The sequence below is a fragment of the Streptomyces sp. CB02366 genome (assembly GCF_001905905.1).
Taxonomy (GTDB): domain Bacteria; phylum Actinomycetota; class Actinomycetes; order Streptomycetales; family Streptomycetaceae; genus Streptomyces.
In genome coordinates, this window is record NZ_LIVT01000010.1 from 84,900 (window position 1) to 103,444 (window position 18,545).

General features: G+C 72.3%; 22 protein-coding genes. 12 read left to right on the top strand and 10 right to left on the bottom strand.

Annotated elements, in window-relative coordinates:
• Positions 1–448 precede the first annotated feature (448 nt).
• Positions 449–1,528 (bottom strand): C40 family peptidase, encoded by a 1,080-nt coding sequence (locus tag AMK24_RS24775; protein ID WP_073771077.1) that lies wholly within the window; start codon positions 1,526–1,528, stop codon positions 449–451.
• A 513-nt stretch (positions 1,529–2,041) separates the two neighbouring features.
• A complete protein-coding gene (locus tag AMK24_RS24780) occupies positions 2,042–2,827 on the bottom strand; it encodes an SAM-dependent methyltransferase (RefSeq protein ID WP_073771078.1) in 786 nt (261 codons plus the stop codon).
• 320 nt (positions 2,828–3,147) lie between these two features.
• Here AMK24_RS24780 and mshA point away from each other — a divergent pair, with 320 nt between their 5' ends.
• The 3 genes from mshA (at position 3,148) to AMK24_RS24795 (ending at position 6,259) form a co-directional block, all read left to right on the top strand.
• Positions 3,148–4,539 (top strand): D-inositol-3-phosphate glycosyltransferase, encoded by a 1,392-nt coding sequence (mshA, locus tag AMK24_RS24785; RefSeq protein WP_073771079.1) that lies wholly within the window; start codon positions 3,148–3,150, stop codon positions 4,537–4,539.
• 68 nt (positions 4,540–4,607) lie between these two features.
• A complete protein-coding gene (locus tag AMK24_RS24790) occupies positions 4,608–5,120 on the top strand; it encodes a YbjN domain-containing protein (protein ID WP_073771080.1) in 513 nt (170 codons plus the stop codon).
• 329 nt (positions 5,121–5,449) lie between these two features.
• Positions 5,450–6,259, top strand: a complete 810-nt coding sequence (locus tag AMK24_RS24795) for a hypothetical protein (protein ID WP_073771081.1) — start codon at positions 5,450–5,452, stop codon at positions 6,257–6,259.
• A gap of 185 nt (positions 6,260–6,444) precedes the next feature.
• Here the strand turns inward: AMK24_RS24795 and AMK24_RS24800 are convergent, their stop codons facing one another.
• The 4 genes from AMK24_RS24800 to AMK24_RS24815 all read right to left on the bottom strand — a co-directional run bounded on the left by AMK24_RS24800 (position 6,445) and on the right by AMK24_RS24815 (position 7,790).
• The gene (locus AMK24_RS24800; RefSeq protein ID WP_073771082.1) at positions 6,445–6,687 is read right to left on the bottom strand and encodes a hypothetical protein; all 243 of its coding nucleotides are present in this window, start codon (positions 6,685–6,687) and stop codon (positions 6,445–6,447) included.
• Positions 6,684–6,932: a hypothetical protein gene (locus AMK24_RS24805; protein ID WP_073771083.1), complete on the bottom strand. Its 249-nt coding sequence runs from the start codon at positions 6,930–6,932 to the stop codon at positions 6,684–6,686. The genes AMK24_RS24800 and AMK24_RS24805 overlap by 4 nt, the downstream gene beginning before the upstream one ends.
• Before the next feature lie 170 nt (positions 6,933–7,102).
• Complete coding sequence (locus AMK24_RS24810; RefSeq protein WP_073771084.1) at positions 7,103–7,504, bottom strand: YunG family protein; 402 nt, start codon at positions 7,502–7,504, stop codon at positions 7,103–7,105.
• A 67-nt stretch (positions 7,505–7,571) separates the two neighbouring features.
• Positions 7,572–7,790, bottom strand: a complete 219-nt coding sequence (locus AMK24_RS24815) for a hypothetical protein (RefSeq protein WP_073771085.1) — start codon at positions 7,788–7,790, stop codon at positions 7,572–7,574.
• 163 nt (positions 7,791–7,953) lie between these two features.
• Here AMK24_RS24815 and AMK24_RS24820 point away from each other — a divergent pair, with 163 nt between their 5' ends.
• The gene (locus tag AMK24_RS24820) at positions 7,954–8,697 is read left to right on the top strand and encodes a class I SAM-dependent DNA methyltransferase (RefSeq protein WP_073771086.1); all 744 of its coding nucleotides are present in this window, start codon (positions 7,954–7,956) and stop codon (positions 8,695–8,697) included.
• 121 nt (positions 8,698–8,818) lie between these two features.
• Here the strand turns inward: AMK24_RS24820 and AMK24_RS24825 are convergent, their stop codons facing one another.
• Positions 8,819–9,265, bottom strand: a complete 447-nt coding sequence (locus tag AMK24_RS24825) for an ArsI/CadI family heavy metal resistance metalloenzyme (RefSeq protein ID WP_073771087.1) — start codon at positions 9,263–9,265, stop codon at positions 8,819–8,821.
• A 90-nt stretch (positions 9,266–9,355) separates the two neighbouring features.
• Here AMK24_RS24825 and AMK24_RS24830 point away from each other — a divergent pair, with 90 nt between their 5' ends.
• From AMK24_RS24830 to AMK24_RS34315, 5 genes are all read left to right on the top strand, one after another.
• The gene (locus AMK24_RS24830) at positions 9,356–9,760 is read left to right on the top strand and encodes an ArsR/SmtB family transcription factor (RefSeq protein WP_073771088.1); all 405 of its coding nucleotides are present in this window, start codon (positions 9,356–9,358) and stop codon (positions 9,758–9,760) included.
• Positions 9,757–10,860 (top strand): ACR3 family arsenite efflux transporter, encoded by a 1,104-nt coding sequence (gene arsB, locus AMK24_RS24835; protein WP_073771089.1) that lies wholly within the window; start codon positions 9,757–9,759, stop codon positions 10,858–10,860. The genes AMK24_RS24830 and arsB overlap by 4 nt, the downstream gene beginning before the upstream one ends.
• Positions 10,853–11,296, top strand: a complete 444-nt coding sequence (locus AMK24_RS24840; protein ID WP_073771090.1) for an arsenate reductase ArsC — start codon at positions 10,853–10,855, stop codon at positions 11,294–11,296. The genes arsB and AMK24_RS24840 overlap by 8 nt, the downstream gene beginning before the upstream one ends.
• Complete coding sequence (locus tag AMK24_RS24845; protein ID WP_073771091.1) at positions 11,293–11,808, top strand: GNAT family N-acetyltransferase; 516 nt, start codon at positions 11,293–11,295, stop codon at positions 11,806–11,808. The genes AMK24_RS24840 and AMK24_RS24845 overlap by 4 nt, the downstream gene beginning before the upstream one ends.
• 695 nt (positions 11,809–12,503) lie before the next feature.
• Positions 12,504–12,680 (top strand): hypothetical protein, encoded by a 177-nt coding sequence (locus tag AMK24_RS34315; protein ID WP_199876494.1) that lies wholly within the window; start codon positions 12,504–12,506, stop codon positions 12,678–12,680.
• Between the two features lie 83 nt (positions 12,681–12,763).
• On the opposite strand, the gene AMK24_RS24850 is transcribed toward AMK24_RS34315, so the two are convergent.
• Entirely contained in the window at positions 12,764–13,525 is a 762-nt protein-coding gene (locus AMK24_RS24850) for a phosphoglyceromutase (RefSeq protein ID WP_073771092.1), read from the bottom strand.
• A 256-nt stretch (positions 13,526–13,781) separates the two neighbouring features.
• Here AMK24_RS24850 and AMK24_RS24855 point away from each other — a divergent pair, with 256 nt between their 5' ends.
• Positions 13,782–15,179 (top strand): MDR family MFS transporter, encoded by a 1,398-nt coding sequence (locus tag AMK24_RS24855; protein WP_079190630.1) that lies wholly within the window; start codon positions 13,782–13,784, stop codon positions 15,177–15,179.
• A 135-nt stretch (positions 15,180–15,314) separates the two neighbouring features.
• On the opposite strand, the gene AMK24_RS34320 is transcribed toward AMK24_RS24855, so the two are convergent.
• Together AMK24_RS34320 and phoU are read right to left on the bottom strand one after the other, a co-directional pair.
• Complete coding sequence (locus tag AMK24_RS34320; RefSeq protein ID WP_199876495.1) at positions 15,315–15,464, bottom strand: hypothetical protein; 150 nt, start codon at positions 15,462–15,464, stop codon at positions 15,315–15,317.
• Between the two features lie 192 nt (positions 15,465–15,656).
• A complete protein-coding gene (gene phoU, locus AMK24_RS24860; protein WP_073771093.1) occupies positions 15,657–16,334 on the bottom strand; it encodes a phosphate signaling complex protein PhoU in 678 nt (225 codons plus the stop codon).
• Between the two features lie 198 nt (positions 16,335–16,532).
• On the opposite strand from phoU, the gene AMK24_RS24865 reads away from it, so the two are divergent.
• Together AMK24_RS24865 and AMK24_RS24870 are read left to right on the top strand one after the other, a co-directional pair.
• Positions 16,533–17,795, top strand: a complete 1,263-nt coding sequence (locus AMK24_RS24865; protein WP_073771094.1) for a sensor histidine kinase — start codon at positions 16,533–16,535, stop codon at positions 17,793–17,795.
• Positions 17,792–18,472 carry a response regulator transcription factor gene (locus AMK24_RS24870; RefSeq protein ID WP_003968183.1) on the top strand — a complete coding sequence of 227 codons (681 nt, stop codon included), beginning with the start codon at positions 17,792–17,794 and terminating at the stop codon, positions 18,470–18,472. The genes AMK24_RS24865 and AMK24_RS24870 overlap by 4 nt, the downstream gene beginning before the upstream one ends.
• Positions 18,473–18,545: the final 73 nt, after the last annotated feature.

Genomic DNA, 18,545 nt, shown 5'->3' on the forward strand with positions numbered 1-18,545 from the left:
GGTTCGGGTTTCCTTCCCTCCCCCCGAGGGTGCGGCGGTTCGCCGATCGACGATCCGCCAGTCGGGGACGATAGCGGTCCGTGGCGGGGGAACGGAATGGCGCGGCGGGACCGGCCCCCGTCATGGGCGCCGCCATAAGCCGCGTCCCGGCACGGATCCGGCACGTCGGGCCGCCGACGTGGCCGGGAAGCGCACATGACGAACATCACGAGCCCGGGAGCGGCCGGGTGGCCCCGCTCACAGGAAGCGGACCGCCCCCCTCCGCCCGGGTTCGCTCCCGGGCAGCCGCCCCGGCCCGGGGGCCGCTCGCGGGGGCGGGGGCGGGAGCGGGTGCAGGGGCGGGAGCGGGCCCTGCCCCCGGCGGCCGGTTCGGGCTGCCCGCTCGCCGGGGGAGGGCGCGGAGGACCGGCCCCCGCCGGTCCTGCCTGTCCGGGCGGCCTCCCCGGTCCTACCTGTCCGGGCGGACCACGCCGAGGATCTTCATCGAGCCGGCGCCCGCCAGGGTGACGTCGCGGCCGGGGCGGGGGGCGTGGACGATCGTGCCGTCGCCCACGTACATCCCGACGTGGCTGGCGTCGGCGTGGTAGATGATCAGGTCGCCGGGGCGCATGTCCTGGATGTCGATGCGCGGCAGCAGCCGCCACTGCTCCTGCGAGGTGCGCGGGATCGGGCGCTTCGCCGCCAGCCACGCCTGCGAGGTCAGCCCGGAGCAGTCGTACGAGCCGGGGCCCTCGGCCCCCCAGACGTACGGCTTGCCGATCTGCGCCGTCGCGAAGGCCACCGCCACCGCTCCGGCCGTGCTCGCCTCGCCGCTGACGTCCTTGATCGCGCCGGAGGAGAGCCACGCGTTCTGCGCCTGGGCCGCGGCGTCAGCCTCCAGTCGGCGGAGCTGTTCGCGCTCCTTCTCCTCCAGCCGCGATTCGAGCTTCTTCGCCGCCTCGATCTGGGCGTCGATCTTCTTCTTGGCCTTGGCCTGTCTGACCCGGCCGGTCTCCAGCTTCTCCCAGTGGGCGCTGGCGTCCTGGGTGTACGTCTCCAGGTCCTGCTGCGTCTGCTGCAACTCGGCCAGCAGCGACTTGGACGCCTGCTGGCTCCGGCGGACCTGGTTGATCCCGTCCAGGAAGAGCTTCGGATCGTTGCTGAGGGCCAGCTGGGCGCCGGGCGGCAGGCCGCCGTTGCGGTACTGCTCGCGGGCCTGGGCGCCGGCCCGGTCCTTGAGCGCGGCGATCCGCGCCTGACCGTCGACGATCGCCTTGGCCAGCTTCACGAGCTCGCCGGACTGCTTCTTCGTCTGTTCCTCGGCGAGGTTGTACGCGTCCGTCGCCGCGCCCGCCTTCCGGTACAGCGTATCGATCCGCTCGCGGACCTCCTCCAACTCCGCGGTGGTGCGCAGGGGGGCCGGTCCGGCGGAGGAGGCGGAGGGCACGGGGTCCGGCACCGGGGCGGCGGCCGCCTGGCCGGTGGACGTCAGCAGGGCCAGCGCACAGACCAGCGTGATGGCGGCAGTGGCGCAGTGGCGTCGGTTCACGAACTCCCCCTCCGGGTGGTCACTCCGGGTCCGCCTCCGGGCGAAGGCGACGAAAACGATGCAAGCGGCATAAGCGATGTAAGTGATGCAAGGAATGAGAACGGTGTATGCGGGATGAATGCGAGAAAAGCAATAGACGGCGGGTAAGGCTTTTCTGACTTACCGTCAGTAACTTTTCGGCAACGTCGCGATCGTGCCATGTCGTCCCCCAAAGCAACAGGGGCCGACGCCCCCTGCCGCGTCACCGGCCGCCCCCGCAGGACCACTTCGTCACGATTCCCCCCGAAGCGCGGCGATCCGGCCCGCGCCGCTCCCTCGCCCCTTCGCCTTGTCCCTCTTCCTCGCCCCCCCCGCACCGAAGGATCTTGCCCACCCACAGGGACGCACGACGTCCCCGCGCCGTTCCCGGGACGGGGGGCTTCCCTCCCTCAGGGCGACCGCCGGCCGGCCGCCGGGGCACGGAAGCCGGCCGGAGGCCGGATCACGGAAGCCGACTGCCGCCGCCCCAGGAGGTCAGGGGCCGCTGGGCCGCAGCGCGTCCCACTCCACCGTGACCTCCCCCTGCCGCCACCGCCGCGCCCCGTCCGCCACCGGCCAGTCGGCCGCCACCGCGCGCACCGCCGCGATCCAGCGCTGCCGCGCGCCGAGCGAGGCGTACGGGGAGGCCGCCGCCCAGGCGCGGTCGAAGTCCCGCAGGAACGCGTGGACCGGCTCGCCCGGCACATTGCGGTGGATCAGCGCCTTCGGCAGCCGTTCCGCCAGGTCGGAGGGGCGCTCCAGCGAACCGAGCCGGGTCGCGAAGGTGACCGTGCGCGGCCCCTCGGGCCCCAGCGCCACCCACACGTGCCGCCGCCCGATCTCGTCACAGGTCCCCTCCACCAACAGCCCGTCCGGGGCGAGGCGGGCGCACAGCCGCGCCCAGACGTCGGCGACCTGGTCCTCGTCGTACTGGCGCAGCACGTTGGCCGCCCGGATCAGCAGCGGACGGACGTCCAGCGGGATCTCGAAGCCGCCGTGGACGAAGGTGAGCCCGTCGCGCTCGTACGGCCGCGCGGCGGCGACCCGCTCCGGGTCGATCTCGATCCCCGCCACCTCGGTGCGCGGCTCGACGGTACGCAGCCGGCCCAGCAGCTCCACGGCGGTCCACGGGGCCGCTCCGTACCCGAGGTCGACGGCCGTAGGGGAGTCGGCGCGGCGCAGGGCGGGGCCGTGGGCGTCGGCGATCCAGCGGTCCATGCGGCGCAGCCGGTTCGGGTTGGTGGTCCCGCGGGTGGCGGTGCCGATGGGGCGCTGGCGCATGGGTCGAGCGTAGGCGACGGGGAGGAAGGGACGCCCCGGCGGCCCGGCCGGGATCCGGGGCGGTCCGGACGGGCCGCCCGAGGCCGGGGAGCGGGTGAACCGGACGCCGGGGCCGGGGGCAGGCGGACCGGACCCCGGGGCCGGGCGCCGCACATCCCCGGCGGCCCCGGGGCGGTCCTCCGGTCCCGCCGGGCGGCGCGCCGTCCGGCACGTAATGATTTGGCAAAGCGGAAATGAAAAGCGGCATTCCTCTGTTCCCGCCCTCGGAGGGCACCCGCGCTCCCCACCGCAGCCCGCCCCGATCGAGGAGGACCGACGAGGTGAGCCCGTACGTCCCCCGGCTCGGCTCCACGCGGACGGCCGCGCGCCTCAGGTTCCCCGGAGGATTCTCCGGAGCCTTCCGCAAGCCGCGCCGCGTCGCGATGCTCTCCGTGCACACCTCCCCCCTCCACCAGCCCGGCACGGGCGACGCCGGCGGGATGAACGTCTACATCGTCGAGCTGGCCAAGCGCCTCGCCGCGATCGACATCGAGGTCGAGATATTCACCCGGGCCACCACCGGCTCCCTGGCCCCCGCGGTCGACCTGGCCCCCGGCGTCCTGGTGCGGCACGTGGACGCGGGGCCGTACGAAGGTCTCGCCAAGGAGGACCTGCCCGCCCAGCTCTGCGCCTTCACCCACGGTGTGATGCAGGCATGGGCCGGTCAGCGCCCCGGCTACTACGACCTCGTCCACTCCCACTACTGGCTCTCCGGCCAGGTCGGCTGGCTCGCCGCCCAGCGCTGGGGCGTCCCCCTCGTCCACGCCATGCACACCATGGCCAAGGTCAAGAACGCCGCCCTGGCCGAGGGCGACACCCCCGAACCGGCCGCCCGGGTCATCGGCGAGACCCAGATCGTGAACGCCTCCGACCGGCTGATCGCCAACACCGCCGAGGAGGCCGACGAACTCGTCCGCTTCTACGACGCGGACCCCGCAGCCGTCGCCGTCGTCCACCCCGGCGTCAACCTGGACCGGTTCCGCCCCTTCCCCGAGCGCTCCGACCGGCTCCGCGCAGGAGACGCCCCGTCCGCCCGTGCCGCCGCCCGGGCCCGGCTCGGCCTGCCCCAGGACGCGTTCATTCCGCTCTTCGCCGGCCGTATCCAGCCGCTGAAGGCCCCCGACGTGCTGCTGCGCGCGGTGGCCGTGCTGCTGGACCGGAACCCGGCCCTGCGCTCCCGCATCGTCGTGCCGGTGGTCGGAGGCCCGAGCGGCAGCGGCCTCGCGAAGCCCGAGGAGCTGCAGAAGCTGGCCGCCCGGCTCGGTATCGCCGACGTCGTACGGTTCCACCCGCCGGTGGGCCAGGACCGGCTGGCGGACTGGTTCCGGGCCGCGTCGGTGCTGGTCATGCCGTCGTACAGCGAGTCCTTCGGGCTGGTCGCCATAGAGGCCCAGGCGGCCGGCACCCCGGTCGTCGCCGCGGCCGTGGGCGGGCTGCCGGTGGCGGTGCGCGACGGGGTCAGCGGCTTCCTGGTGCAGGGGCACGAGCCGGAGGCGTACGCCCGCGCGCTCGGGCGGTTCGCGGACGCGCCGGAGCTGGTGGGGCGGATGGGGGCGGCCGCGGCGGCGCACGCCCAGTCGTTCGGCTGGGACACGGCCGCATCGGCCACCGCCGAGGTGTACACGGCCGCGATCGCCGACCACCGCCGCCGGGCCTGTACCCGCCACGGCTGAGGGGCCCCCGCCGCCCCCGGGCCCAGGCCCCTCCTGCCGCCCGCCCGGCGCTGTCGTAGGCTCGCGGCATGGCTGACGTACCGGACGAAACCGCAGCGGCCCAGGTCATCGAGGCGACGCTGAACGACGCCGGGCTCGCATGGGAGAGCCCGGGGCCCGGCAACTACGTCGTGACGCTGCCCGGCACCCGCAAGCTGTCGACGACCTGCTCGCTGATCGTCGGCAAGCACTCCCTCTCCCTCAACGCGTTCGTCGTGCGGCACCCCGACGAGAACGACGCCGGGGTCCACCGCTGGCTGCTGGAGCGCAACCTCCGCCTGTTCGGGGTGAGTTACGCGATCGATTCGCTCGGGGACGTCTACCTGGTCGGCAAGCTCCCGCTCTCGGTGGTCACTCCCGAGGAGTTGGACCGGCTGTTCGGCGTGGTGCTCGAAGCGGCGGACGGGGCGTTCAACACCCTTCTGGAGCTGGGGTTCGCCGACTCGATCCGCAAGGAGTACGCGTGGCGGGTGGCGCGCGGCGAGTCCACCCGGAACCTGGACGCGTTCCGCCACCTGACCGGGCGTCCGGCCGAGGACTGACCCCGTTCCGCCCGGGGCCGCGACGGGCTCGACCGCTCGGAGCGGTCGCGGCGCGAGCGGCTTCCGGCCCCCGTCGTGCCGTCCGCTCCGGAAGAGTTCGTAGCGCGGCAGGGGCGGCCGGATCGGGGCGGAGGACGGTGCAGCCGTTCCGTCCCCTGCGTTCACAGGATGATCACAGCGGAATCACGATCCCGGGAGGACCCCCGCCGGACCGGCCCTCGCCCGTGCGTTCGACCGTAGGGTATGGACCACTGCGACGGCCCGTCCGGACGGCGTCGACGTGCCGCACGGTGGAAGGGCGGTCGCCCCCGAAACCGGAGAGATGAACCATGCGCGCCACTGCCGTACGCCGTACCGCCCTCGCCGCCTCCGCGGCCGCCCTCACCCTGCTGGCCACGGCCTGCGGCGGTTCGTCGGATGCCGACGGCAAGGACGGGAAGGACGGCAAGGGCGCTGCCGCCGGGTCCTCCTCGGCCCCGAAGACCCCGGCGAAGACGCTCACCGCCGACGAGTTGGGGAAGGCCGCCCTCGCCCAGGGCGACGTGAAGGACACCAAGATCACTCCGGCGGGCCCGGCCGACGAGGTCCCGGCGGCCGGCGTCAAGGCCGACAAGGAGGAGTGCCTGCCGGTCGCCCACGCCATGTACGGGGTGGCGCAGGAGGGTTCGGCCGCGAGCGTGAAGCGCAGGGTGATCGACGAGCCGAAGGCCGACGGCAAGAAGAAGTCGCTGGAGGAGCTGACGGAGGGCGGGGCCGAGGACGCGCTCAAGGACGCGTTCGACCTGACGTCCACGTTCGTCGCGCTGCACTCCTACGAGGGGGCGACGGGCGCCGACGCGTTCACCGCGCTGAAGAAGGCGGCGGCGGACTGCGCGGGCGGCTTCACCGTGACGGTCGCCGGTACGCCCACGAAGGTCGTCTCGGTCGCCGAGGAGAAGATCACCGGCGGCGACGAGTCCGCGGCGTGGACCGTCACCTCCCAGGACGACGGCGAGAAGGCCCCGTTCAAGCTGGTGGCGCTGCGCAAGGGGAACACGGTCGCGACGTTCTTCGCCTTCAACCTGGCGGCGGTCGGCGGCGGCGTGACGTTCGAGGTGCCCGCGGACGTCGTGGCGGCACAGGACGGGAAGCTCGCCTGACCCGGCGCACGGACGCGTGCCCCCGGCCGGCTGCCCAGCACGGGTGACGGCCCCGGAAGCCGGTCAAGGGCACGCGCCCGGCGGCCCGTTCGGGGCGGGGAGGGTTCCGGCTGTCCGCTGTCCGCTGGTCGGTCGGATCGGCCGGATCGGTCGGGGCGGCCGGTCGGCTGCCGGCGGCCGGTCTCTCAGGGCAGGGGGACGAGCCGGACCACGGTGACGGTCAGGACGGACCGGGAGACGTAGTAGAGGACGATGGCCCCGGCGACGGTCGCCTCGCGCCGGTCCCGTTCGCGTTTGACGGCGGAGGAGGCGTGGCCGTACGGCTCCTGGCCGAGGGTGCGGACCATGGCCTCCCGGAACGTCTCGCCGTCGCGCATCTTGGCCAGGGTGTCGTCCGCGGGCGGTGCGTAGGAGATACGGAAGCTCAAGCGACGCTCCGCCTCTCGGCCTCGTCCCGCGCCAGCCGGTCCAGGATCTTCTCGGCCTCGGGATCGGGGACGGCCTCCAGCATCCAGTGCCGCATGACGGCCTGGATCTCGTGCACACCGGCCTCGTTGATCGCGAGGTCGAACTCCTCGCGTCTCTCGTCGGGCAGCGCCGCCCGGATGGCCGGGATGCTGTTGGGAACCTCGACCTCGGTACCGCCGACGAAGGTCTTCAGAGACTCACCCATGATCGCTCTCCCCGCTCTCCTCGCCCTGGAAGCCGGTGGGCCGGCCGCGTGCCCGCGGCGCCGACGGGACCGCGACACGGGGTGCGGCGGTATGACGGCATGAGCTCACCGTAGTGCGTACGAAGGGGACTTCGGCCGGTCCGGCCGGGCACGGAACGGCCACGGATCGGCTACGACACGCGCGGTACCGCCCCGAGCCGGTCCGCGACCCGGTCGCGCAGCAGCTCGTACTCCTCCCGCAGCCGCCGCCACTCGGCGACCGGCGGCCGGACGATGACGTCACCGCCGACGACGACCTCCTCGGGGGCGAACTGCTCCCGGGTGAGGTCGATCTCCACACCCATGCCCAGGCGGTTCCACCAGTGGAAGTCGGTGCGCACGCCGTCGACATGGACCTCGCCCCGGATCAACTCCCCGCCGAGCAGGTCGTTGAGCACCATGGCGGTCACCCCGCACTGGTCCCGCGCCGGATTGTCCGGACTCCAGCGTTCGCGGTACTCCGGAGTGCAGGTCTCGGCGCTCCAACTGCTGCGCACGGCCTGCTCGATGTCGGTGAGGAGGTGGATCGTCATGAGGGCCATCGTGGCAGCAGGCACTGACAGTGCGGTGCCGGTGGCCGGCTGCCGTGACAGCTGTCGGCTAGCCGTCGGCGACCTCAGCGGCCTCGGCGGCTCCACGCCGGTCGCGCCGCCGCTCCACCAGGAGACGGACGAAGTGCGCGGCGGCGCCGGCCGCGCAGAGGCCCGCCCCCACCCGTACGTAGGAAGCGGTTCCGGAACTCGCCGCGGCCCAGAACGCCACGACCGTCAGGAACGCCGTGTACGCCGGGGTGTCGAGGTACGACCGCTTCTCGTCCACCGCCCGCCCCTCCCCGATCCGCCCACCCCGGCGTCCGCGTCCATGGTCGCACGCGCCCCGCGGTCGACGACGGGGGCGAGTACGGCGGGGGAGCGCGACGTTCCGACCGCCCCCCTCGTAATCGCGTCGACAGGGCCGTGTCCGCCCGGCAGAGTGGCCGCCCATGACGAGCAGCGAACTGTGGAGCCGTGAGACCGCCGACCGCTACGACGCCGAGGAGGCCGAGAACTCCTCACCCGCCGCCCTCCGTCCCGCCCTCGACTTCCTCGCCCGGCTCGCCGGGGACGGCCGGGCCCTGGAGTTCGCCATCGGAACCGGCCGCGTGGGCGTGCCGCTCCGGGAGCGCGGCGTGCCGGTGACGGGCATCGAACTGTCCGAACCGATGGCCGACGTGCTCCGCACCAAGGCCGACGAGGAGACCCTCCCGGTGGTCATCGGGGACATGACCACCACGGTCGTCCCCGGCGAGTTCACCCTCGTCTACCTCGTCTACAACACCATCGCCAACCTGCTCACCCAGGACGAGCAGGTCGCGTGCTTCGAGAACGCGGCCCGCCACCTGGTCCCCGGCGGCCGTTTCGTCGTCGAACTGAACGTGCCCCCGCTGCGGTTCCTGCCGCCCGGACAGATCGCGGTGCCGTTCGACGTCTCCGACCGGCACCTGGGTTTCGACACCTTCGACCTGGTCGACCAGCAACTGGTCTCGCACCACTTCACCCGCGACGGCGAAGACGGCCGCTACCGCCGCGGCAGCTGTCGCCAGCGCTACATCTGGCCGGCGGAACTGGACCTGATGGCCCGCATCGCGGGCCTGGAGCTGGAACAGCGGGTGGCGGACTGGGACGGCTCCCCGTTCACCGACGACTCCCCCCGACACATCTCGGTCTGGCGCAAGCCGGTGGGGTAACCCGGCGGGATGAACTGGCGGTTGAGCGTTCGTCGGCCCGCCGGTGCTCTTGCCACCCCTCGACGGGCGCGGGCTGTCCCAAGGCGCGGCCCTGGCCCCCGGGGCGCCGGAGCAAGCCGGTTCAGCGGTTTACGAGCTGATGGGCGGCGCAGCAGCCGCCCTCGGCGCGGCCCTCGGTGCGGGCGCTCTTGCCGAGGGTGTCCGCGTCGGCCTTGACCACGTAGACCTCCCAGGGCTCCCGGCCGGGCCCGTGGACCCAGACCTTGTCCTGGAGGGCGTAGCAGCAGGACGTGTCGTTCTCCTCGAACGTGGCCAGCCCGGCGTCCTTGAGGCGGCCGGCGGCCGCCGTGACCTGATCGGTGGACTCGACCTCGACGCCGAGGTGGTCGAGGCGTGTCTCCTCTCCCGGGCCGCCCTCGATGAGGACGAGTTTGAGCGGGGGCTCGGTGAGGGCGAAATTGGCGTACCCCTCACGGCGCTTGGCCGGTTCGGCGCCGAACAGCTTCGTGTAGAAGGCGACGGATGCTTCGAGGTCGCTGACGCGCAGGGCGAGCTGAGCACGGGACATGGCGGTTCTCCCCTTCACCTGGATTCCACTTGAATCGATGTTCTTCGATACAAGATTGCGCGCTGTTTCGAAGGCTGTCAACATAGAGGAATGTCGAAACAAGAAGTTGTGGCGGTGGGGCGGCCGGGGGCGGCCGATGCGTGCTGCCCGGGTCTGCTGAGCGCCCCCCTGGACGAGGAACAGGCCGACGAACTGGCGAAAGTGTTCAAGGCGCTCGGCGATCCGGTGCGCCTGCGGCTGCTGTCCATGATCGCGTCGCGGGCGGGCGGGGAGGTCTGCGTCTGCGATCTCACCCCGGCGTTCGATCTGTCGCAGCCGACGATCTCGCACCACCTCAAGCTGCTGCGGCAGGCCGGACTGATCGACTGCGAGCGGCGCGGCACCTGGGTCTACTACTGGCTGCTGCCGGAGACGACCGACCGCCTGGCGGGCATCCTGACCCGCCCCGGCGGCACCGCGACGGCCGGTTCCCCGGCGACGGGCGACGCCTCGTGAGCGCCGGCGCGCCGGAACGGGGCGTAGCCGGAAAGCTGTCGTTCCTGGACCGCTACCTGGCCGTGTGGATTCTCGCCGCGATGGCCGCCGGCCTCGGTCTTGGCCGCCTGGCGCCGGGGCTCGGGGACGCGCTGGCCACGGTGACCGTGAGCGGGGTGTCCCTGCCGATCGCGCTCGGCCTGCTCGTGATGATGTACCCGGTCCTGGCCAAGGTCCGCTACGACCGGCTCGACACGGTGACCCGGGACCGGCGCCTGCTGCTGCCGTCGCTGCTGCTGAACTGGGTGCTCGGGCCGGCCCTCATGTTCGCGCTGGCCTGGCTGCTCCTGCCCGACCTTCCCGAGTACCGCACCGGTCTGATCATCGTCGGCCTGGCCCGCTGTATCGCCATGGTCATCATCTGGAACGACCTGGCATGCGGTCACCGCGAGGCCGCGGCCGTCCTGGTCGCGCTCAACTCGGTGTTCCAGGTCATCGCGTTCTCCGCGCTCGGCTGGTTCTACCTCCAGGTGCTCCCCGGTTGGCTCGGCCTGGAGCAGACGGGTCTCGACGTCTCCGTGGGGGAGATCGCCCGCAGCGTCCTCGTCTTCCTCGGCATCCCGCTCGCGGCCGGCTACCTGACCCGCCGCATCGGGGAGAGGGCCAAGGGGCGCACCTGGTACGAGACGCGCCTGATCCCGCGCATCGGCCCGTTCGCCCTGTACGGCCTGCTGTTCACGATCGTCGTGCTCTTCGCGCTCCAGGGCGGCGCGATCACCTCGCAGCCGTTCGACGTGGCCCGCATCGCGCTGCCGCTGCTGGTCTACTTCGTGCTGATGTGGGCCGGATCGATGTTCCTGGGCAAGGTCGTCGGCCTCGATCACCCCCGTACCACCACGCTCGCCTTCACGGCCGCGGGCAACAACTTCGAGCTGGCCATCGCGGTCGCGATCGCCGCCTTCGGCGCCACCTCGGGCCAGGCGCTGGCCGGTGTCGTCGGTCCGCTCATCGAAGTGCCCGTGTTGATCGGCCTGGTCCACGTGGCCCTGTACGCACGCCGCTACTTCACGCCCGCCGCCCCCGCGAACTCCGCACCCCGGGAGGAGCCCACCCGTGCCTGACACTCCGCAGCGCCCGTCGGTGCTGTTCGTCTGCGTCCACAACGCCGGGCGTTCGCAGATGGCCGCCGCCCTCCTCACCCACCTCGCCGGTGACCGCGTCCACGTCCGGTCCGCCGGGTCCGCACCGGCGGACACGGTCAACCCGGCCGTCGTCGAGGCGCTCGCCGAGGTCGGCATCGACATCTCCGCCGAGGCGCCCAAGGTCCTCACGGCGGACGCCGTCCGGGCCTCCGACGTCGTCATCACCATGGGCTGCGGGGACGCGTGCCCCGTCTTCCCCGGCAAGTGCTACCTGGACTGGCGGCTTCCGGACCCGGCCGGCCGGGGCGTGGCCGCCGTGCGCCCCATCCGGGACGAGATCGAACGACGCGTCCGCGCCCTGATCGACGCCATCGCCCCGCAGCCGGACGCCATCGCACCGCAGCGCGACGCATGACCGGCACCCCGGCGGCGCGCGTCGAGCCGATGCGCGCCGTGCACGCCGAGGGAGTCCTCACGGTCTACGGCCTCGGCATCGACGAGGGGAACGCCACCTTCGAGACCGCCGCCCCCGCCTGGCCGGTCTTCGACGCCGCCCGGCTGCCCGGACACCGGTACGTGGCCCTCGACCGCACCGGCACCGTGCTCGGCTGGACCGCCGCGTCCGCGGTCTCCGACCGGTGCGCGTACGCCGGCGTGGTCGAGCACTCCGTGTACGTGCACCCCGACGCCCGCGGCCGGGGCATCGCACGGTCCCTCCTGGAAGCCCTCATCGACTCGACCGAGGCGGCGGGCATCTGGACGATCCAGTCCGGCGTCTTCCCCGAGAACACCGCCAGCCTCGCCCTGCATCGCGGCCTCGGCTTCCGGCAGATCGGCCTCCGCGAACGTATCGGCCGGCATCGCGGGACCTGGCGGGACGTCGTCCTGATCGAACGGAGGAGCCCGGTCGTGGGACAGGACGCATGAGGGGCGGTGCGTCCGCGGAGGGCGGCCGCCTTCCTTGTTGCCCAGCGCCTCGTACGACCTCGTGCTGCAGCGCGAGGTTGCAGCGAGGTATTGCAGCTCGGTATTGCATCACGGTGCTGCGTCTCGGTATTGCATCCCGGTATTGCAACGCGGTATTACATCCCGGTATTGCGGCGCGCTATTGCATCACAGTATTGCGCCACGATATTGAATCCCGGTACTGCGAACCCGCATCGCGCGCAGGAGAGGGCGGGGCGTCGAGGCGGTATCGGCGCAAGCGCACCCGCATCGCTGGGGCCGCCCCGGCGACAGGGGCCGGTGAACCGGCCCTGCTCCGGTCCTGGTCTGGCTCTGAATCAGCCCTGATCTGGTCCTGGCCTGACCTGGCCTGATCCGGTCAGGCCGGCCGGTGCGAGGTCGCCGTGCCGCCCACGCCCCCGCATGGGAAATTCATCCGAAGGGAAGGGCGGCCGCTAAATCCTGCTGGACCCATCTACTTTTCTCTATTCGCCGGGGAATCCGCGTCGGTCCCGCCGTGTTCCTCTGGGTCACGCTGCGGATTTGGCTCAGGGGCGGCGGATATGTCAAAGTCTCGACAGCGTGAGAATGCTGTCCGGTCGAGGTGGAATTCGCCCCGTACCGTCTTTCAGCCATGACCTGAATCCGATGTAACCGAAGCGCAGCAGGAGAACTTCATGGGCCCCCGTGCAGGCATGAGCGTCGACGTCCACCCTCGTGAACTTCCGATCGTTCTGATCGGTACGGGCGGCGGGGCCCTCGCGCTGTGGGCGGACGTGCCCCCCGAGATCGCCGTCCCGGCCGCGCTCCTGATCCTGCTCGACATCCGGATGCGGTTCCGGCGTCGCACCTGACGACATCCCTGAGAGGACCCAGCACACCCAGAAGCCCCCCACCACGCGGAAAAACCGCAGGTGGAGGGCTTCTTCGGAGCTGCCTACTTCTTCTTGCCCTGGTTCTTCACGGCCTCGATGGCGGCCTTCGCCGCCTCCGGGTCGAGGTACGTGCCGCCCGGCTTCAGCGGCGTGAAGTCGGCGTCCAGCTCGTAGGAGAGCGGGATGCCGGTCGGGATGTTGAGGCCCGCGATGTCCTCGTCCGAGATGCCGTCCAGGTGCTTCACCAGGGCGCGGAGGCTGTTGCCGTGGGCGGCGACCAGGACCGTGCGGCCGGTGAGGAGGTCCGGGACGATGCTGTCGAACCAGTACGGGAGCATGCGGACGACGACGTCCTTCAGGCACTCCGTGTCCGGGCGCAGCTCCGGCGGGAGGGTCGCGTAGCGGGGGTCGTCGAACTGGCTGTACTCGGCGTCGCGGGCCAGCGGCGGCGGCGGGGTGTCGTACGAGCGGCGCCAGAGCATGAACTGCTCCTCGCCGAACTCGGCGAGCGTCTGCGCCTTGTCCTTGCCCTGGAGCGCGCCGTAGTGGCGCTCGTTCAGGCGCCAGGAGCGGCGGACCGGGATCCAGAGGCGGTCGGCGGACTCCAGGGCCAGCTGCGCGGTGCGGATCGCGCGGCGCTGGAGGGAGGTGTGCAGGACATCGGGGAGCAGACCGGCGTCCTTGAGCAGCTCACCGCCCCGGACCGCTTCCTTCTCGCCCTTCTCGGTGAGGTTGACGTCCACCCAACCGGTGAACAGGTTCTTCGCGTTCCATTCGCTCTCGCCGTGGCGGAGGAGGATCAGCTTGTACGGTGCGTCGGCCATGAGTCCGAGCGTAATCGAACCCCCGCGGCGTCCGCGCGCCCGCCCGTAACGCGGACAACGCCGCTGCGCAGGCGTCCGGCGCGCGGACGATTGACGGTGGGCGTCAATCCACTGGCGGCCGGGGACCTGGGCTTCGTAAGGTCTCGTACTGCGTCGGGGGTGTTACCCGGAGCCCGGATCGCAGGCGCGGTCCCGCATGCGCGGTTCCGCATCGGCGGTCCCGTGTCCGTACGTCCGTCCCGTGGGGGGAATCCTTATGTCCGTCGCCGGCCTGAGAGCAGCCGCCCGCGAGACCGTCAGCGGGATGCCGCGCGAGTTCTGGTGGCTGTGGACCAGCACCCTGGTCAACCGCCTCGGGGCGTTCGTCGCGACCTTCATGGCCCTCTACCTGACCCTGGACCGGGGCTACTCCGCGTCGTACGCCGGGCTCGTCGCCGCGCTCCACGGGCTCGGCGGGGTCATCTCCTCGCTCGGCGCGGGCGTCATGACCGACCGGCTCGGGCGGCGGCCCACCATGCTGATCGCGCAGACGTCGACCGCCGTGTCGGTGGCGGTGCTCGGGTTCATGCAGCACCCGTTCGCCATCGCCGCCGTGGCGTTCTTCGTCGGGATGGCGAGCAACGCCTCGCGGCCCGCCGTCCAGGCGATGATGGCGGACATCGTTCCCCCCGAGGACCGGGTGCGGGCCTTCTCGCTCAACTACTGGGCCATCAACCTCGGCTTCGCGATCTCCTCCGCCGGGGCCGGGTTCATCGCCGAGTACAGCTACCTCGCCGGCTTCCTGGGCGAGGCCCTGATGACCCTCGTCTGCGCCGTCCTCGTCTTCGTGAAGGTGCCGGAGTCGCGGCCCGAGGAGACGGTGGTGAAGTCCGTCGGCGGCAAGCGGCCCCAGGACGAGGTGCGGCTGACGACCGTCCTGCGCGACGGGCGCTTCATGGGCGTCGTGGGGCTCTCGTTCCTGGTGTCGCTGATCTTCATGCAGGGGTACGTGGCGCTGCCGGTGGCGATGGGCGCGGACGGGCTCTCCAGCTCCGACTTCGGTACCGCCATCGCCGTCAACGGCGTGCTGATCGTGGTCCTCCAGATCCCCGTCACCCGGTTCATCCAGGACCGCGACCCGCGTCTGCTGCTGATCGCCTCCTCGCTGCTCGCCGGGTACGGCTTCGGGCTGACCGCCTTCGCCGGGTCCGTCGCCGTGTACGCCCTCACCGTGTGCGTCTGGACCCTGGCCGAGATCGTGAACGCGCCCACCCAGACCGGGCTGGTCGTGCAGCTGTCGCCCGCCCGGGGCCGGGGGCGCTACCAGGGCATGTACACGATGTCCTGGTCGGTGGCCGCGCTCGTCGCGCCGCTGATGTCCGGCTTCGTCATCGACCACTACGGGGCCGCCTGGCTCTGGGCCGCCTGCGCCGTGATCGGCACTGTCGCCGGCCTCGGCTACTGGCTGCTGATGCGCGACCTGCCGCGCGAGGCGCCGGCCGTGGCGGACGTGCTGCCCGAACCCGCGCCCGTCCCCGCCGGGGCGCGGCCCGACCAGGCCGAGCCGGAGGCCGCCCCCGCGGCGGCGATGGAAGCCGCAGCCGCGCCCGGACCCGCGGCGGCGGTGGAGGCCGAGCCCGCGTCCACGGCGGCCGAGGCGGAACGGGCCCGCTGACCCCGGCCCGCCGCTCGGCCTCGCCGCCTCCCGGCCCCGTACGCCGACGGCGCCCGCCCGGAGAGATCCGGGCGGGCGCCGTGCGTCGCGTCAGCGGTACCGCCGCGTGGTGCGCCTACGGCTGCGCGGTGCGGGTCAGCCGCAGCAGCCGCCGCACTGGCACGGGGCGCCGGACTGGCAGCCGCACCCGCAGCCCGACCCGCAGCCGCAGGCGCCGAGCACGGTCGGGCGCACCACTTCGGTCGGGGTCTCCTGCTGGGTGTCGGTCATGGGGGAATCGGCCATGGTCCCTCCTCGGGGGCGTACGGCTGGGGCGGCCGTCGGCATGGAGCGCCGCCCCCGCCCCATTGCATGCCCATCCCGGCGGGCGCATCAACGGCGCACACGCGCAGGAACACGAGTGCGAATCGGGTACGCCGGCGACGCCCCGGGACCGAGGAGGGGCGAGGAGGGGCCCGCCCCGTGCCCCGTCCCGCCTTACGCGCCCTCGACCGGCGCCGCCGCCTGGAGCTCGTCCGCGTGCTCGCCCGTCACCAGGTACACGACCCGCTTGGCCACCGACACCGCGTGGTCCGCGAAGCGCTCGTAGTAGCGGCCCAGCAGCGTCACGTCGACCGCCGTCTCGATGCCGTGCTTCCAGCGGTCGTCCATCAGGTGCTGGAACAGCGTGCGGTGCAGCTGGTCCATCTCGTCGTCGTCCTGCTCCAGCTGGAGGGCCAGGTCGACGTCCTTGGTGATGATGACCTCGGCCGCCTTCGCCATCAGGCGCTGGGCGAGCTGGCCCATCTCCAGGATGGTGGCGTGCAGGTCGCGCGGGACCGCCGACTGCGGGAAACGCAGGCGGGCCAGCTTCGCCACGTGCTGGGCCAGGTCGCCCGAGCGCTCCAGGTCGGCGCTCATCCGCAGCGAGGTCACCACGATGCGCAGGTCGGTCGCCACCGGCTGCTGCCGGGCCAGGAGCGCGATGGCGCGGGCCTCCAGGTCGTGCTGGAGGTCGTCCACCTTCTGGTCCCCGGCGATCACGTTCTCCGCCAGGGTCAGGTCGGCGTCGAGCATGGACGTGGTGGCCCGCCCGATCGCCGAGCCGACCAGCCGTGCCATCTCGACCAGGCCCTCTCCGATCGAATCGAGTTCCTCGTGGTAAGCGTCGCGCATGGGAAGTCCCTCTCCAGTTCCAACTGAGGCCGGGGTCTCGGACCGACCCCCACGGTGCCACGGTGGGGGCGCAACGCGTCCGGATCCGGCCCCCTAAGTGAACCGGCCCCCACCCCTCGGTGAACTCTGGGCGACGAGTGTTCGAGATGGCACTCGGACGGCTGGGAGGGACTCGTCGCACCCGCATAACCTTGAAGCATGGACGTGAACGCGGCGGTCGCCGCAGCAGCAGCGATCGCCGGGCTGTGCACCGGTGTGATCGCCATGCTGGCGTTCCGCTGGAGCGAGCGCGACCTGAAACGGCCCACGCGCACGTCGCTGCGGCCGGACGGCAACGCGGCCCTTCCCCCCGGAGTGGACACCGTCCTCTCCGTCCTCAGCTCCTCCGCCGTCGTCCTCGACGAGAGCGACGGCGTGGTGAAGGCCAGCTCGGCGGCGTACGCCCTGGGCCTGGTCAGGGGCGGCCGGCTGGCCGTGGAGCCCATGCTCAACATGGCCAGGGACACCCGGCGGGACGGCGAGATACGGCAGGTGGAGCTGGACCTGCCCCGGCGCGGCACGGGCCGGGGGGACACCCTCGCCGTATCGGCCCGGGTGGCCCCGCTGGGCTCGCGCCTGGTGCTGCTGCTGGTGGAGGACCTCACCGAGGCCCGCCGGATAGAAGCGGTACGGCGCGACTTCGTCGCCAACGTCAGCCATGAGCTGAAGACCCCGACCGGGGCGCTCTCGCTGCTGTCCGAGGCGGTCATGGACGCCTCCGACGACCCGGAGGCGGTGGAGCGGTTCGCCGGACGGATGCAGATCGAGGCGACCCGGCTGACCAACCTCGTACAGGAGCTCATCGACCTCTCCCGGGTGCAGAACGACGACCCGCTGGAGGACGCCGAGCCGGTCAAGGTGGAGACGCTGGTCGCCGAGGCGATCGACCGCTGCCGCCAGCAGGCCGGCTCCAAGCAGATCACCATGGCCTCCGCGGGGGTCGAGGGCCTCACGGTCTGGGGCAACCGCGGCCAGCTCGTCGGCGCCCTCGGCAACCTCGTCGAGAACGCCGTCAACTACAGTCCCGCCCACACCCGCGTCGGCATCGCCGCACGCCGCCTCGCCTCCCCGGGCGGGGACCTCATCGAGATCGCCGTGACCGACCAGGGCATCGGCATCTCCGAGAAGGACCGCGAACGGGTCTTCGAACGGTTCTACCGCGTCGATCCCGCCCGCTCACGGGCCACCGGTGGCACCGGTCTCGGCCTCGCCATCGTCAAGCACGTGGCCGCCTCGCACGGCGGGGAGGTCACCGTCTGGAGCTCCGAGGGCCAGGGCTCCACCTTCACCCTCAGGCTCCCCGAAACGGGCGCCACGAGGGAGCGCACCACCGGCGGACCGCTGGTCGTCAACGGCGACGACGAGGGGCCGTACGAGACCGACACCTTTGACCCGATCCCCGCCCCGGAGGCTCTTCCGTGACCCGAGTGCTTGTCGTCGAGGATGAGGAATCCTTCAGCGACGCCCTGTCCTACATGCTGCGCAAGGAAGGGTTCGAGGTCGCCATCGCGGCGACCGGCCCCGACGGCCTCGACGAGTTCGAGCGCAACGGCGCCGACCTGGTCCTCCTCGACCTGATGCTGCCCGGCCTGCCCGGCACCGAGGTGTGCCGCCAGCTCCGCAGCCGCTCCAACGTCCCGGTGATCATGGTGACCGCCAAGGACAGCGAGATCGACAAGGTCGTCGGGTTGGAGATAGGAGCCGACGACTACGTCACCAAGCCCTTCTCCTCCCGTGAGCTCGTCGCCCGCATCCGGGCCGTCCTGCGCCGCCGCGGCGAGCCGGAGGAGGTCACCCCGGCCGCCCTGGAGGCGGGCCCGGTCCGGATGGACGTCGACCGGCACGTGGTCACCGTCTCGGGCGGCAAGGTCGACCTCCCGCTCAAGGAGTTCGACCTGCTGGAGATGCTCCTGCGCAACGCGGGCCGCGTGCTGACCCGGATGCAGCTCATCGACCGGGTCTGGGGCGCGGACTACGTCGGCGACACCAAGACCCTCGACGTCCACGTGAAGCGTCTGCGCGCCAAGATCGAACCCGACCCGGGCGCCCCGCGCTACCTCGTCACCGTGCGCGGCCTGGGGTACAAGTTCGAGCCGTAGACCGAACCGCACGGCGGGCGCATGCCGAAGGGCGCTTCCCGGCCGGGAAGCGCCCTTCGGCATGCGCCGGAAA

Excerpts from the sequence above, each read along its gene's own strand:
- AMK24_RS24780 (WP_073771078.1), bottom strand. The coding sequence starts at position 2,827 with ATGCGCCAGCGCCCCATCGGCACCGCCACCCGCGGGACCACCAACCCG.
- AMK24_RS24790 (WP_073771080.1), top strand. The coding sequence starts at position 4,608 with ATGGCTGACGTACCGGACGAAACCGCAGCGGCCCAGGTCATCGAGGCG.
- AMK24_RS24795 (WP_073771081.1), top strand. The coding sequence starts at position 5,450 with ATGCGCGCCACTGCCGTACGCCGTACCGCCCTCGCCGCCTCCGCGGCC.
- AMK24_RS24805 (WP_073771083.1), bottom strand. The coding sequence starts at position 6,932 with ATGGGTGAGTCTCTGAAGACCTTCGTCGGCGGTACCGAGGTCGAGGTT.
- AMK24_RS24810 (WP_073771084.1), bottom strand. The coding sequence starts at position 7,504 with ATGACGATCCACCTCCTCACCGACATCGAGCAGGCCGTGCGCAGCAGT.
- AMK24_RS24820 (WP_073771086.1), top strand. The coding sequence starts at position 7,954 with ATGACGAGCAGCGAACTGTGGAGCCGTGAGACCGCCGACCGCTACGAC.
- AMK24_RS24825 (WP_073771087.1), bottom strand. The coding sequence starts at position 9,265 with ATGTCCCGTGCTCAGCTCGCCCTGCGCGTCAGCGACCTCGAAGCATCC.
- AMK24_RS24830 (WP_073771088.1), top strand. The coding sequence starts at position 9,356 with ATGTCGAAACAAGAAGTTGTGGCGGTGGGGCGGCCGGGGGCGGCCGAT.
- AMK24_RS24845 (WP_073771091.1), top strand. The coding sequence starts at position 11,293 with ATGACCGGCACCCCGGCGGCGCGCGTCGAGCCGATGCGCGCCGTGCAC.
- AMK24_RS34315 (WP_199876494.1), top strand. The coding sequence starts at position 12,504 with ATGGGCCCCCGTGCAGGCATGAGCGTCGACGTCCACCCTCGTGAACTT.
- AMK24_RS24850 (WP_073771092.1), bottom strand. The coding sequence starts at position 13,525 with ATGGCCGACGCACCGTACAAGCTGATCCTCCTCCGCCACGGCGAGAGC.
- AMK24_RS24855 (WP_079190630.1), top strand. The coding sequence starts at position 13,782 with ATGTCCGTCGCCGGCCTGAGAGCAGCCGCCCGCGAGACCGTCAGCGGG.
- AMK24_RS34320 (WP_199876495.1), bottom strand. The coding sequence starts at position 15,464 with ATGGCCGATTCCCCCATGACCGACACCCAGCAGGAGACCCCGACCGAA.
- phoU (WP_073771093.1), bottom strand. The coding sequence starts at position 16,334 with ATGCGCGACGCTTACCACGAGGAACTCGATTCGATCGGAGAGGGCCTG.
- AMK24_RS24865 (WP_073771094.1), top strand. The coding sequence starts at position 16,533 with ATGGACGTGAACGCGGCGGTCGCCGCAGCAGCAGCGATCGCCGGGCTG.